The organism is Neobacillus sp. FSL H8-0543 (assembly GCF_038592905.1).
Lineage (GTDB): Bacteria > Bacillota > Bacilli > Bacillales > Cytobacillaceae > Neobacillus.
This window is the reverse complement of sequence record NZ_CP151943.1, coordinates 1,782,500-1,796,899: the sequence shown is the minus strand read 5'-3', so window position 1 is coordinate 1,796,899 and position 14,400 is coordinate 1,782,500. Positions and strand designations below refer to the sequence as shown.

Sequence of the window (14,400 nt, the reverse complement as noted above, 5' to 3'; positions counted from 1 at the left end):
GGTATTGTAGGAAGAAGATTTGAATGCTATTATGGTGAGAGAATATAAATGAACGGAAAAATAGGGAGTGTAACATATGGCTACGATAGCGCCACGGCTGCCGGGTGAGAATAATAAGGAATATTCCTATAGAGTGATAAAGGATTCTATTATGTCATTAGAATTAAAACCAGGCCAATCCATTAGTGAAATAGAATTTGCTGACGGGCTTAAGATCTCTCGTACTCCAATTAGAGAAGTTTTAGCTAAATTACGAGAAGAACATTTAATAGAAGTTATTCCCCAAGTGGGGACTTATATATCAAAAATAAAGCCACAATTAGTTAAAGAAGCCTCTTTTATGCGTTACACCTTGGAAAAAGAGGTATTAAAGCTGACGTGTGAGTCGTTTCCGAAGGGAAATTTATTTGACCTACAAAAGAATGTTTCCCTCCAGGAGGAGTTAATTGGCCAAAAGGGGCAGGAGCGCGCGTTTCATAAACTTGACAAAGAATTTCATCGGATCATATTTGAAGGGAATCAAAAAGCGCATGTTTGGGAAGCGATTACCCGGATAAGTACTCACTATAACCGAATGCGGCTCCTTTCTGAAATGCAGCATAGCTTTGATGAAGCGATTACTGACCATATGAAAATATTAAAAATCCTTGAAACAAAGGATTGCGATCGGGTAGAAGATGTTGTTAGACAGCATATTATTGAACCAATGAAATATTGGGAAGACCTATTTAGGGAAGACAGTCCTTACTTAGATTATTTTGAACTTCCTGAACAGATGCCAGTATTCCTATAAAGGAATACTGGTCAGATTGTCGAGAAAGGGTATCTTTCTCGGCAATCTTTTGTTTTAGCTTGATTTAATACAAAATTTAATTAAGATTGTTTCTGCTAACAGGCCTGTTGATTTCCGCTCCAGATGCTTCGCTTTCCGCGGGCGTGCCGGGGAGCCTCCTCAGAGCTGCGCTCTTGCAGGTCTCCCACTGCCCCGTACTCCCGCAGGAGTCTGCGCACCTTCCGCGGTAATCAACAGGGGGTAAATGACCTAAGTATTACCACACACTTATTCTAGCCAAGCTAAGTTTAAAGCAATTGAATCTGCGAAGCTTCGCTCTACTTTTTCTTTTCTAAATTTATAAAGTATTTTTTCAAATTAGATAAGAAACATTCCCTTACCTTTTACTTGTAGTCTTCCCAAATATGACGTGTCACTACCTTTACTTTAATTTTGGAAGTGTATATCGGGGAAGAAGTGAACAGTTTTCACATTTACTCAAATTAGATTAATAATCATTATAACCTTCAAATAATCCCATGCAAATCGGGCTCGAGAGATAATGTGAACCTTAGGAACCCATTCATTAATAGAAACAAATTCATATTCATTTTTGCCGATACACTTAGTTTAAATATAGATTTAACTACTAAATATTTTTCTTTTTTTTTGGTGTGTTAAGAGTAGTGTATTATTGATTTTATAACCCTGTTGATTTGCGTGGAAGGCACGAGACTCCTGCGGGACTAGCAGGTCAGGGTGAGACCCCACAGGCGCGCAGCGCCGAGGAGGCTCACCGACCGCCCGCGGAAAGCGAAGTGCCTGGAGCGCAAATCAACAGACATGTTCAAAAAGCTTATATCAATAAGAGACTGTCGAAGGTTTCTTGACAGCCTGGCCAGTATTCCTATAAAGGGATACTGGTTTTTTTATTGTTAATTTTTTATGAACAAGTATATTATTATTGGTAAATAATTCGAAAGTATGCTAGTATACAAGTTAGAAAAGATGTAAACCTAAGTCGGTATAATATAGTGCCAAAAAGACACTATAAAAAGGTATCCGATTTTTATTGATTTTTAACAAAATGTAACTCCTGTAAGATTATAGCTTGGCCATAAAAAACAGACAAGGTGATCTAAATGTTGCAAAAATATCAAGTACTTAACGAAATGCATAAAGGTTATTTGGTTGCAGTGGTCCGTGGGAAAAGTAAAGAAGAAGCAGTTGAGATTTCCAAACAAGCCTTTCAGGGTGGGATTCGTTCCCTTGAGGTTACTTTCACTACACCTGGTGCTGAAGAGGCAATTGCTGAACTTACACGAACTGGTGATCAGCAAATGATTGTCGGTGCAGGGACTGTATTGGATGCAGAGACTGCACGTATTGCGATTATGAATGGTGCACGGTATATCGTAAGTCCTCATTTTGATGGAGCGATTGCCACAATGTGCAACCGCTACGCTACTCCCTATCTTCCAGGATGTGGCTCTGTAACTGAAATAATGAGCGCCCTTTCATTTGGTGTAGACGTAGTGAAGCTCTTCCCAGGCAGTTTGTTAGGCCCTGGATTCATTAAAGATGTAAAAGGTCCCATCCCACATGTGGAAATGATGCCATCCGGCGGAGTAAGCCTCGATAATGTTGATAAATGGATGAAAAATGGAGCTTTTGCTGTTGGGATTGGCGGAGCTCTGACAAAAGATGCTGTAGGCGGGGATTTTAGCTCGGTACAAAGAGTTGCCCGTGAGTTTATCGACAAGGTCAATTCTCTAAGGGCGGAATAAAACATGAAAAAAGTAGTTACTCTTGGGGAGATCATGCTTCGGTTATCGGCACCAAATTATCAAAAAATTGTCCAAGCCCAATCCTTTGATGCTGTTTATGGGGGCGGGGAAGCAAACGTAGCCGTTTCCTTAGCGAAATTCGGTCTGATCAGCTCATTTGTAACGAAAGTGCCTGAAAATGCACTGGGTACAAGCGCTGAGCAACAGTTAAATCGGTTTGGGGTTCGGACCAATCATGTTCTGCATGGCGGTGATCGACTTGGGATTTATTTTTTTGAAAAAGGTTATTCCATCCGGCCTTCAAAAGTGTATTATGACCGAAACTATTCAGCGTTTGCCTTATCCAAGGTAGAAGAATATGATTTTGATGCCATTTTTGCTGATGCGGATTGGTTCCATATCAGCGGTATCACACCCGCGTTAAATGAAGAATTATTTACGCTGACCAAGAAAGCGTTATCTGTCGCAAAAGAAAAAGGGTTAACTACCAGTTGTGACCTAAACTACAGGAGTGCGTTATGGTCCTTTGAAACAGCTCGTGAAAAGATGACCGAACTAATCAAGGATGTAGATGTCTGCATTGGGATTGAGCCCTTACAATTGTTGGATAGGGATGGACAGGATATTAAAGACCGCCTGCCAAAACATCCGAGTCCGCAAGATCTTAAGAGTATTATGAGCCAGCTTCATCAACAATATGGAATGAAATATATTGCGATGACGAAAAGAGAACATGTATCCGTCAATTGTAATCAATTGCAGGCCTTTTTGTATGATGGCAGTCAGTTCTATCAATCAACAGAGGTGGAAGTCGATATTATCGACCGAGTTGGAACAGGTGATGCCTTTTCAGCAGGAATCATTTATTCATTAATTAGTGAATATACGCCTCAAGATGCAGTTGAGTTTGCCACCGGTTGTTTTGCCTTGAAACATACGATTGAGGGGGATGCTAATTTAATCCCTATCTCAGATGTTGAGAAATATATGAGCCGTTCATTTTCAATAAACCGCTAAATAGGAAGGGGTGCTTGGGTTGGGAGCATTTATCCATGATAATTTTATGCTGAAGAATAAAACAGCGATAGATTTGTATCATAATTATGCGAAAAACATGCCTATCTACGATTACCACTGCCATTTATCCCCAAAGGAAATTGCTGAAAATCGTAAATTTAACACGATTACCGAACTTTGGCTTGAAGGCGACCACTATAAATGGAGAGGTATGCGATCTAACGGGATCGATGAACGTTTTATCACTGGTAATGCCAGCGATAAAGAGAAGTTTGAAGCATGGGCTAAAACCGTTCCGAATACCGTTGGAAATCCATTGTTCCATTGGACTCATTTAGAATTAAAAAAATACTTTGGGATTGAAGAACTGCTGAATGAAGCTAGCTCCGAACAAATTTGGGAGCAATGCAATTCATTATTGAAGCAGGATGATTATTCCGTTCAAGGTTTAATCAAACGTTCCAACGTAAAGGTGATCTGTACGACAGACGATCCAACGGATGATTTGTTTTACCACGAGCAAATTAAGGAATTAAAGGACTTTCCAGTAAAGGTACTCCCAACCTTCCGTCCGGATAAGGGTGTCGAAATCAACAAGGATTCCTTTACAGAGTTTGTAGAAAAGCTTGAAGCGGTAATCAATAGAAAAATCTCGTCCTTTGAAGAATATTTAACGGCCCTTGAAGAGAGAGTTCAATACTTCCATGAAAAAGGCGGACGCCTATCTGACCATGGTATTGGAGAAATTCCGTTTGCTGCTTTTAAAATGGAAGAAATAAATGCGATCTTTCAAGCGGGCCGCAATGGACAAGTTGTCAGCAGTGAAGAGGAGAATAAATTCAAGACTGCGGTGCTTATTCACCTTGCGAAGTGTTACAAAGAGCGCGATTGGGCCATGCAAATACATTTTGGTGCGATTAGGAATAATAATACTAAAATGTTTAAAACCTTGGGTCCTGATGCAGGCTTTGATTCGATCAGCGATCAAGGGGAAGTAGCTGTAACGCTAAATGCTTTACTTGCAGCGTTCGATGAAAATAACGCCTTACCAAAAACCATTCTGTATAACTTGAATCCTGTTCATAATGATTTGATTGGCAGTACGCTGGCAAACTTCCAAACGGAAGCTGGCGTACCAGGGAAAATCCAGTTAGGTTCTGGTTGGTGGTTCAATGATACAAAACAAGGAATGCTACGCCAATTAAATGCTTTAGCCGACCAAGGTTTGTTGATGCATTTTGTAGGAATGCTTACCGATTCACGCAGTTTTATCTCTTACAGCCGTCATGAATATTTCCGCCGGATTCTATGTAATTTGGTTGGTACATGGGTAGAGGATGGCGAGGTTCCAAATGACCAAGAATTGCTGCAAAAACTTATTGAGAATATTTGTTTTAACAATGCAAAAAACTATTTTAGCATCGAGCTTAATTAATAAGGAGGTTTTCGTAAATGAAAATGAGTTTTCGTTGGTATGGTAAAACAGATTCGATTCCCTTGGAATATATCCGTCAGATCCCTGGGATGGAGGGGATTGTAACTGCCATTTATGATATTCCGGTGGGGGAAGCATGGCCGTTAGATAAAATTGAGGAATTAAAAAGCACCGTAGAAGAAGCTGGGTTACATATTTCTGTTATCGAAAGTGTCCCTGTTCATGAGGATATTAAAATCGGCTTGCCGACTCGTGACCGTTACATCGAGAATTACAAAGAAACGATCCGCAACCTTGGTAAAGTCGGCATTCCAGTTATCTGCTACAACTTTATGCCAATCTTTGACTGGACCCGTACGGATCTAGATTACCGTCTTCCAGATGGCTCAACCGCTCTTATTTTCGTAGAAGAAGTGGCTAAAAAAATGGATCCACTAACAGGTGAACTTTCTCTTCCTGGTTGGGATTCCAGCTATGAAAAAGAAGATTTACAAAGATTATTTGATCATTACAAAAATGTAAATCATGAAAAGCTTTGGGAAAACCTAGAATATTTCATTAAAGAAATTATTCCTGTTGCCGAAGAAGCTGGCGTTAAAATGGCTATCCACCCAGATGATCCACCATTTGATATCTTTGGATTACCACGTATCATTACAAACAAAGAAAATCTTGAAAGATTTATTAACCTATATGACAGCCCAAATAATGGTTTAACCATGTGCAGCGGTTCTCTTGGGTCACATCCAGATAATGATTTTCCAGAAATGCTTCGTTATTTCGGACTGAAAGACCGTGTAAACTTTGTACATGCTCGTAACGTTAAGCTTACAGGCGGATTTTCATTCGAAGAATCAGCGCATCCATCTAAGTATGGTTCTATAGATATGTATGAAGTAATTAAAGCGATGAAGGATTTCAACTATTCTGGACCGATTCGCCCTGACCATGGAAGAATGATTTGGGGAGAAACTGGAAAGCCAGGATACGGATTATATGATCGTGCTTTAGGAGCTACCTATTTGTACGGCTTATGGGAAGCAGAAGGAAAAAGTCGTAAAAACTAATCAGCGTACCAAATAAAAGGGGGACCAAACCATGACAGTACCATTTAAAGTAGACTTAACAGGAAAAGTAGCAGTTGTAACAGGCGGAGGCGGCGTTCTTGGAGCGGATTTCTGTAAAGCATTAGCAGCATGCGGTGCGAAAGTAGCTGTACTTGACCTTCGTCAAGAACCAGCTGATAAAGTGGCGAATGAGATTAAAGAAGCTGGCGGAATTGCAATCGGTGTGGCAGCAAACGTTTTAGAAAAAGAAAGCTTATTAGCTGCAAGAGAAATTGTTGAGAAAGAACTAGGTACATGCGATATCCTTCTAAACGGTGCTGGCGGTAACAACCCGCGCGGAACAACAGATGATGAGTTCTATGACGGAGAAGCAGTAAAAGCAAACCCAGAATTAAAAACCTTCTTTGACTTAGATCCAAAAAGTGTTGGATTTGTTTTCGACCTGAACTTCTTAGGAACGCTACTTCCTTCTCAAGTGTTCGGTGAGGCAATGACACAGAAAAAAGGAAGCTCGATTATCAACATCTCTTCTATGAATGCTTTTACACCATTAACAAAAATTCCTGCTTACAGCGGTGCTAAAGCAGCAATCAGTAACTTTACCCAATGGCTTGCGGTTTACTTTTCTAAAGCTGGAATTCGGGTAAATGCGATCGCTCCTGGATTTTTAGTGACAAAGCAAAATGAAAAATTATTGCTAAATGAAGATGGCAGCTACACAGAAAGAGCAGCGAAAATCCTTAGAAACACACCAATGGAAAGATTTGGACAACCTGAAGAATTAATCGGCGGCTTATTGTTCCTTGCAAGTGAACAAGCGGCGAGCTTCATCACAGGCGTTGTATTACCTATTGACGGAGGATTCGCAGCGTATTCTGGAGTTTAAGAATAGGTCTGACCTCTAACAAAAGAGTCGCCATTCCTATTTATGGAGTGGCGGCTTTTATTTTATAAAAAATTTACTTATTTGAGGAGACAGACAATGAAAGAAAATATATCAGAATTCATAAAAACAAAAGACTTTTTAGTGTGCGTTGACTCTGATGGCTGTGCGATGGACACGATGGATGTTAAGCATCAGAAATGCTTTGGACCGAAAGCGATTGAGGTTTGGGGCATTGAAACGATCACTGACCGCTTTATGGAAATATGGAACGACGTTAATTTATATTCAAGGACGCGGGGAATTAACCGTTTTAAAGGTTTGGTTTTAACGTTTGAATTGGCAGCGAAAGAGGGGCTTGAAATCCCTAGTTTAGCTTCTGTCAAAGAATGGACGGAAACAACTAATGAATTATCTAACCCTTCATTAGAAAGAGAAATTGCTAAAACAAATGACGAGCAATTAATGAAAGCGCTTGAGTGGAGCCATGCTGTTAATCAAGCGATTACAGAACTATCTGATGACGATGAGCCATTCCCAGGGGTGAAGGAAGGATTGGCGAGGATTGAAGCCGATGCGGATGTCGCGATTGTTTCTTCAGCAAATAGCGGAGCCGTACGTGATGAATGGACAAGACATCAGTTGACTCCACATGTGCAAGTAATGCTAGGTCAGGAAGCAGGGACAAAAACGCATTGTATTGGGGAATTAAAGAAATTTGGTTATGACAATAAAAGAATCCTAATGGTTGGTGATGCGCCTGGAGACCTAGAAGCCGCGGAGAAGAATAACGTTTATTATTATCCAATCCTTGTCGGTAAAGAAGGGTTCTCATGGGAACGCCTCGCGAATGAAGCGTTAGGGAAGTTATTGGATGGGACTTTTAATGATAAATATCAAAAACAGTTAATTGAAGAATTCCATTCCAATTTAAAATAAATCATTAGAGGAGAGGTTTATATGACATCAAAAGTTGATATCAAAATGCCTAAAGTTGACTTAAAAGCTAAGCCTTATCATTTATCAGATCAAGATATTAAATGGGTTCGTGAGACCATTTCAAATATGTCAGACGAAGAAAAAATCGGCCAGCTCTTTGTTAATCTTTTCTTCTTCGGAGGAGACCAATTTAGCGGCAATGCTCTTTCCAATATTGATATATTGAAAAAATATCATATTGGTGGTGCCCGTTACATGAACGGAACTTCCGAGCAGGTTCAAGATTTAATTAATGAATTGCAGGGTAATTCCAAAGTTCCTTTATTAGTGGCGGCTAATTGTGATTCTGGTGGAAACGGTGCTATGAAAGATGGTACATATGTTGCAAAAGCAGCGATGTGTGAAGCTTCTGGTGATGAGCAGGTTTCATTTGATGCTGGGTATGTAAGCGGTCGTGAGGAAGTTGCTATTGGTGTAAACTGGAACTTTGACCCTTGTGTAGATATTTTGAAGAACTGGCGGAATACCATCGTTAATACACGTGCCTATGGTACAAACGCCGAAACCGTTATTAAGCATACAAACGCTTATATTAAAGGGTTACGTGAAAGCAATGTTGGCGTATGTATTAAACACTGGCCAGGTGATGGAACGGAAGAACGCGACCAGCACTTAGTATTGGGAGTCAATGAACTTAGTGTAGAGGAATGGGAAGAATCCTTCGGTAAAGTGTATCGCAATCATATTGAAAATGGCGTTCAATCTATGATGGCTGGACATATCGCCTTACCACATTACCAAAAACAATTAGTTCCTGGCTTAGAGGACCGTGATATCCTGCCAGCAACATTAGCGCCTGAATTAATTAACGGTTTATTAAAAGATAAATTGGGCTTTAACGGTTTAGTGGTAACAGATGCCACCCATATGCTAGGGATGACAGCAGCGATGCGCCGTGAAGATTATGTCCCGCAATCGATTGCTGCAGGTTGTGATATGTTCTTATTCTTTAATAATATCGATGAAGATTTCAGCTTTATGTTAAATGGGTACAAAAATGGCGTGATTACAGAGGAACGTCTTCAGGATGCGTTAGAGAGAATTTTAGGATTAAAAGCTTCTATCGGCTTACACAATGCCCAAAAAGAGGGAACTTTACTACGCACAAGAGAAGACCTAAAGGTTATCGGTAGTGAAGACCATATTAATCGTGCCAAAGAAGCAGCCGATAAAGGTATTACCCTCGTGAAAAATACATTGGACCAGCTGCCAATTCGTCCCGAAACTCATAAGAATATTCGTCTTTATTTCTTAGAAGGTGAAAAAGGCGGAATTTACGAAGCGAGTTCGAAGACCCTTGATTTCATCGTAGCTGAGCTTGAAAGACGGGGATTTAGTGTGACTGTAAATGACGGGAACACTCGGATTAAGGGGCCAACGCTTAAATATCGTGAAGAGGTAGATGCTGCCCTCGTGTTTGCGAATATCGTCGGCTATGGCGCAGAGAATAATTACCGAATCAAATGGAAATTGGCAATGAGTAACGAAATACCATGGTATGTACATGAAGTACCAACTGTGTTTGTTTCCCTAAACTTTACAACACACTTAACAGATGTTCCAATGGTTAAGGCTTACATTAATGCCTACAATGATGACGAAATTACACTGACGAAAACGATTGATAAAATCATGGGCGAATCTGAGTTCAAAGGAACACCAAATGAAAACGTATGGTGTAATAAGTGGGATACTCGACTTTAATTAGTTATAGTTTTGGAAATAGCAGCTAGAAATAGTTGCTTTTTTCCGTATTTATATCAAGCGTAGGGGTGAGGAATTATGAGAAAAGTTTTAAATATGAATCTGGGTTGGAAATTTATCCAGCACGATGAAGAGCAGGCATTAGCGAGAGTTCATCAGGATGATAACTGGGAATCAGTAAATATTCCGCATACTTGGAATGCCATCGATGGCGCCAACGGTTTTGACTATTATAAGGGTGCCTGTTGGTATCGTAAAGAATTTGCGATTGAAACGGTAGCAAAAGGAAACAAAGTTTTTATCGAGTTCAACGGTTCAAACAGTGTTACGGATGTATATGTAAATGGACATCATCTGGGACAGCACCGTGGGGGATACTCTATCTTCCGTTTTGATATAACTGATCTAGTCGAATTTGGAAAAAAGAATACGTTAGCGGTAAAAGTGGATAACACGGTTTACGAGGATGTCTATCCGCAAATGGCTGATTTCACTTTCTATGGCGGAATATATCGTGATGTTAATCTCGTGATTACGAATCAGGTGCATTTTGATTTATTAGATTATGGCTCGCAAGGTGTTTACCTTGTTCAAGACCAGGTTTCCGATGAACAAGCGAACTTAACGATTAAATCACTCGTGGTCAATGACAGGTCTGAAGAAAAGAAAGTAAGAGTTTGGGCGGAAATTCTTGATGGTACTGGAAAAAAAGCGGCTTATTCCGTAAAGGAAGTCGTATTGGCTGCTGGGGAAACGCAGGTCATTGAGATGCCAGCGGTTATTAAAAATCCTACCTTGTGGAATGGGTTGAATAACCCGTATCTCTATAACGCAAAAGTAACACTTGAAAGCTTCAACGATACGGTGGATGAACTGTCCATCCCTTTCGGTGTCAGGTACTTTGAAGTAGATTCCGAGAAGGGCTTCTTCCTAAATGGTGAGCATCTCCCATTATATGGTGTTTCTAGACACCAGGACCGTAAGGATATGGGTTGGGGTATCACTAGAAAAGAACATAAAGAAGATATGGAATTAATTAAAGAGGTAGGAGCGACATCGATTCGTCTTGCCCACTATCAGCATGACCAATACTTCTATGATCTTTGTGACCAGGAAGGCATGGTGGTCTGGGCAGAGATTCCGTTTATTTCCGTTATGTCCAAAACGGAGCTTGAAGGAGTAAATCCTAAACAGCAGATGATTGAGCTCATCAGACAAAACTTTAACCACCCATCGATTATCTTCTGGGGGATTCAAAACGAAATTCAAATTGGCGGCGACAGGCCAGAAGTCCGCAGTCTTGTTAAAGAACTAAATGAACTAACGAAAAAGGAAGACCCGACAAGACTATCGACGATGGCAAATGTCATGTTTGTTCAGGATAAGGATGAGTATAACTTTATTACTGACACGGTCGGTTATAACAAATATTACGGCTGGTACACGGGAAAAACGGAAGATTTTGCAGGCTGGCTTGATGGATTCCACCAAACAAACCCAGAGGTGAAATTATCTATTTCTGAGTATGGGGCAGAAGGTATTTTACAATATCACAGCAATACTCCGAAAGTAAAAGATTATACCGAAGAATATCATGCGCTCTACCATGAAACCGTTTGGGGGATCTTCTCAAAGCGTCCTTACCTTTGGGCGACGTATGTTTGGAATATGTTTGACTTCGGTGCCAACATCCGCGATGAAGGCGGCGTGCAGGGACGAAATAACAAGGGACTAATCACCTACGACCGCAGGATAAAAAAAGATGCTTTTTATATGTACAAAGCCAACTGGTCTAGTGAAAGAATTGTTCATATTACCAGCAAACGTTTTGTGGACCGAGTAGATGAGACCATCACCGTTAAAGTGTATTCTAATTGTGATCAAGTAACTCTTTATGCAAATGGGTCAGAAATAGAAACAAAGACAAGTGATGACCGAGTTTTTGTTTTTGAAAATGTTCCATTAATAGATGGACTAAATGAAATTAAGGCTATCTCTAACCAGGACGGTTTAATGATAGAGGATCGTGCTAGCTTTAATAAAGTGGATGAGTCTAATCCAAGCTATGTTGCACCTGAGGCTGAAACAGGCGGTTTAGTATCCAACTGGTTCCAAATGCCTGAAATGGGAGAAGTTGAAATTGAGGAGTTGGAAATTTCAGATGATGTTTACTCCACACGTTCGACTCTTGGCGAGCTTTTGGAAAAGAAAGAAACAAGAGAAGTAATTAAGAAGTATTTAGGTAACTTCTCCGAAGAGCACCCAATGTTCGGAATGGCTCAAGGAATGCCGATAGATGTGCTAGCCTCCATGGCAGAAGATCTCTTCACAGACAAAGTCATGTACATGCTTAATAAAGAATTAACGAAAATTAATAAATAAACCAGGGAAGCCAAGAGGACGGACAGTTCTCCTGGCTTTTTTTGTTTAAAGCTAAAGCTAAAGCTAAAGAGAAAGAAGGGTTGCGGGATGCCAAGAGGGATGGTTTTTTTAGCAGGGGGACTTTATCGGATTTTGATGATGATATAGAAAAACTTTCCCTATGTTCTATGAGAGGAAATCATTTGATTTTGTTGAATATATACTATGTTTGTCTTTTCCAATAACAACGCCTTAAGGAGATGAAGAACGTGGGTATATTTGATAGATTCAAGAAATCAACAGAAAAGAATGGCTATATTGAAAAGTTAATTGCTAAATTGGGTTGCGACTGTTCGATTATTGAGGAGAAAGAAGTTAAGGGGGTAATGGCGAGGTATCATCAAGCTCTCATAGAAGGTAAAAAGGAAGGATATATACCACTTATCATTATTCCATCAGAAATGTTGGCAGAAATGATTGATACTGATGCGGACCAGGAATACTCGATTGATGACCGGGAGACAATCCTGTCCAAAGCGAAGGGTATTGATGTTAAAGAATTATTAAAGAGACTGCTTGATGAAGTTATGCCCATAGAGGAGGACGAAGAAGAGGATCTTGCTGGCGAGTTTACTTTAGAGGAACAGGTGGACCATTTTTTATCAAGTGAAGATATAATAAATAAGAAAATAATTCTCGCAAAAATCCCAACGAATAAGCCATGGGAAGTAGCTGCTTGGATACCGATGGGTGGATTTAATGAATGTCCCATGCCAGAGGAGCAAGTTGCAGTATTCAAATACTGGCACGAAAAATATGGAGCTAGACCAGCCTTAGTAACCCATGATGTTTGGGAATTATTTGTTGAGAACCCACCTAAAACACAAGAAGAAGCAGAAATTCTAGCATGGGAACAATTTGGATTTTGCAGTGACATCGTCTTGCAGGGGGTTGGATCAGTAAATGGGCTAGCCGGAACACTTATTAATTCTTCCGTATGGTATTTTTGGTGGGACTAAGAAGCCAGGTGGACCAATTCTCCTGGCTTTTTTTTGTGCAAAGCTAAAGGAGAAGGGTGCGGGACACCTCTCCTAATTGGGGCTTTCTGGTGAAACAGAGAATCGTTGCCGTGCAGTCGGTTATTATTTAGTATAGAATATTAGTGTTATACTAGGATGATTTGCATTTAAAACAACTAGAAATTTTACTACAAGGAGATGTGAAGATGGTTAAGTTTCCTACCAGTGAATTAAATGATATCGAAATAGTAGAAGGTAGTCTTGAGGAGTTAAAGGCATTTTATCCAAGGTTTCAGGCCGATTTTGCAGCAGATGAATTGAAGGACTACGAACATCTTGAAATACTTGTAGGTAAAAAAAGGTATAAATTTTTGTTGGCGAAACATAAGCTGTCTAATGAGATTGTTGGGTATGCCTTTATCTATGAAATTGCCCAGTTAAAAGCATTGTGGCTTGATTATATGGCCATCGTTCCAGAGTTCAGGAACGGAGGATATGGGTCTATATTTTTTAATAAAATTGCGGAGTTTAAACAAGAAGGTATACTAGGTCTATTTTTAGAAGTAGAAATCCCTGAAGAAACAGAGGGTCCAACGAGGGCGGAACAACAAAGGAGAATCAGCTTTTATGAACGGTTAGGGGCTGAAAAGTTAGCGATTAACTATGAGCTGCCGACAAAAAACGGCGGGTTTCCAATGAACCTTTTCTTTAGACCTACAACAACTATTCAGGTATTGCCAAAGGGAAAAATAAAAGAAGCGATTCTCTCCGCATTCGAATATATCCATTCAGATGTGAGTAATAGAGAGGACATTTTAGATAAGTTCCTACCTTCAATCGGGGATGAATATTTAAAATAAATGAAACATGGGGGGATGAATCAAGTGGTATTTCGTTCAAAAATTGATAAGTATTTTTTATGGATGATTACTATTGCAATGATCCTTATAGGAGCAGCCTGTCTGTTACCGTTTTTCCTAGAGGGTGAGAAAGATAAGTTTGCTCTTATCATCATGTTGTCCATCTTCATTTTGTCGGCAGGGTTTATTTTATGGATTAGTTTTTATATCAGATATGAGTTTCATGAGGATTATTTACTGGTGAAGAGTGGACCAATAAGAAAACGAATCCCGTACAGTGAAATCACCAGCATTCGCCCGACAAAAGATATTTTCACAGGCTTTCGTTTGATGTCATCGATGGATGGATTGGCTATTTCCTATAGGACTGCGTTAATGGGTGAAATAAAAATTTCTCCAAAAGATAAAAAAAGATTTATAGAAGAGCTAAAAGCGAGAGTTCCTGGTTTGGTTGTTAGGGGATGAAAAAACCAGGGGCGGTTCTCCTGGTTTATTT

General features: G+C 39.9%; 12 protein-coding genes. All 12 read left to right on the top strand.

The features are described from left to right. Positions 1-76: 76 nt before the first annotated feature. Positions 77-793 carry a GntR family transcriptional regulator gene (locus NSS81_RS09115; RefSeq protein WP_342433183.1) on the top strand — a complete coding sequence of 239 codons (717 nt, stop codon included), beginning with the start codon at positions 77-79 and terminating at the stop codon, positions 791-793. A 1,124-nt stretch (positions 794-1,917) separates the two neighbouring features. Further along, positions 1,918-2,559 carry a bifunctional 2-keto-4-hydroxyglutarate aldolase/2-keto-3-deoxy-6-phosphogluconate aldolase gene (locus tag NSS81_RS09110; RefSeq protein ID WP_342433982.1) on the top strand — a complete coding sequence of 214 codons (642 nt, stop codon included), beginning with the start codon at positions 1,918-1,920 and terminating at the stop codon, positions 2,557-2,559. A 3-nt stretch (positions 2,560-2,562) separates the two neighbouring features. Continuing rightward, entirely contained in the window at positions 2,563-3,576 is a 1,014-nt protein-coding gene (locus tag NSS81_RS09105) for a sugar kinase (protein ID WP_342433182.1), read from the top strand. 19 nt (positions 3,577-3,595) lie between these two features. Then, positions 3,596-5,011 carry a glucuronate isomerase gene (gene uxaC, locus NSS81_RS09100; RefSeq protein WP_342433181.1) on the top strand — a complete coding sequence of 472 codons (1,416 nt, stop codon included), beginning with the start codon at positions 3,596-3,598 and terminating at the stop codon, positions 5,009-5,011. A 17-nt stretch (positions 5,012-5,028) separates the two neighbouring features. After that, a complete protein-coding gene (gene uxuA, locus NSS81_RS09095; protein ID WP_342433180.1) occupies positions 5,029-6,078 on the top strand; it encodes a mannonate dehydratase in 1,050 nt (349 codons plus the stop codon). 31 nt (positions 6,079-6,109) lie between these two features. Beyond that, positions 6,110-6,964, top strand: a complete 855-nt coding sequence (locus NSS81_RS09090; protein ID WP_342433179.1) for an SDR family oxidoreductase — start codon at positions 6,110-6,112, stop codon at positions 6,962-6,964. Positions 6,965-7,060: 96 nt separating this feature from the next. Continuing rightward, positions 7,061-7,900, top strand: coding sequence for an HAD hydrolase-like protein (locus tag NSS81_RS09085; protein ID WP_342433178.1), 840 nt, complete (start codon positions 7,061-7,063; stop codon positions 7,898-7,900). Between the two features lie 45 nt (positions 7,901-7,945). Then, the gene (locus NSS81_RS09080) at positions 7,946-9,664 is read left to right on the top strand and encodes a glycoside hydrolase family 3 N-terminal domain-containing protein (protein WP_342433981.1); all 1,719 of its coding nucleotides are present in this window, start codon (positions 7,946-7,948) and stop codon (positions 9,662-9,664) included. 78 nt (positions 9,665-9,742) lie between these two features. Then, positions 9,743-12,046, top strand: coding sequence for a glycoside hydrolase family 2 TIM barrel-domain containing protein (locus tag NSS81_RS09075; protein ID WP_342433177.1), 2,304 nt, complete (start codon positions 9,743-9,745; stop codon positions 12,044-12,046). A gap of 248 nt (positions 12,047-12,294) precedes the next feature. Next, a complete protein-coding gene (locus tag NSS81_RS09070; protein WP_342433176.1) occupies positions 12,295-13,044 on the top strand; it encodes a DUF4253 domain-containing protein in 750 nt (249 codons plus the stop codon). 206 nt (positions 13,045-13,250) lie between these two features. Continuing rightward, positions 13,251-13,904 carry a GNAT family N-acetyltransferase gene (locus tag NSS81_RS09065; protein WP_342433175.1) on the top strand — a complete coding sequence of 218 codons (654 nt, stop codon included), beginning with the start codon at positions 13,251-13,253 and terminating at the stop codon, positions 13,902-13,904. A gap of 15 nt (positions 13,905-13,919) precedes the next feature. Next, positions 13,920-14,369, top strand: a complete 450-nt coding sequence (locus NSS81_RS09060) for a PH domain-containing protein (protein ID WP_342433174.1) — start codon at positions 13,920-13,922, stop codon at positions 14,367-14,369. The last annotated feature ends 31 nt before the right edge of the window (positions 14,370-14,400 follow it).

Coding starts and splice junctions, on each gene's coding strand:
- NSS81_RS09115 (WP_342433183.1), top strand. CDS start 77: ATGGCTACGATAGCGCCACGGCTGCCGGGTGAGAATAATAAGGAATAT.
- NSS81_RS09105 (WP_342433182.1), top strand. CDS start 2,563: ATGAAAAAAGTAGTTACTCTTGGGGAGATCATGCTTCGGTTATCGGCA.
- uxuA (WP_342433180.1), top strand. CDS start 5,029: ATGAAAATGAGTTTTCGTTGGTATGGTAAAACAGATTCGATTCCCTTG.
- NSS81_RS09090 (WP_342433179.1), top strand. CDS start 6,110: ATGACAGTACCATTTAAAGTAGACTTAACAGGAAAAGTAGCAGTTGTA.
- NSS81_RS09085 (WP_342433178.1), top strand. CDS start 7,061: ATGAAAGAAAATATATCAGAATTCATAAAAACAAAAGACTTTTTAGTG.
- NSS81_RS09080 (WP_342433981.1), top strand. CDS start 7,946: ATGCCTAAAGTTGACTTAAAAGCTAAGCCTTATCATTTATCAGATCAA.
- NSS81_RS09075 (WP_342433177.1), top strand. CDS start 9,743: ATGAGAAAAGTTTTAAATATGAATCTGGGTTGGAAATTTATCCAGCAC.
- NSS81_RS09065 (WP_342433175.1), top strand. CDS start 13,251: ATGGTTAAGTTTCCTACCAGTGAATTAAATGATATCGAAATAGTAGAA.
- NSS81_RS09060 (WP_342433174.1), top strand. CDS start 13,920: ATGAATCAAGTGGTATTTCGTTCAAAAATTGATAAGTATTTTTTATGG.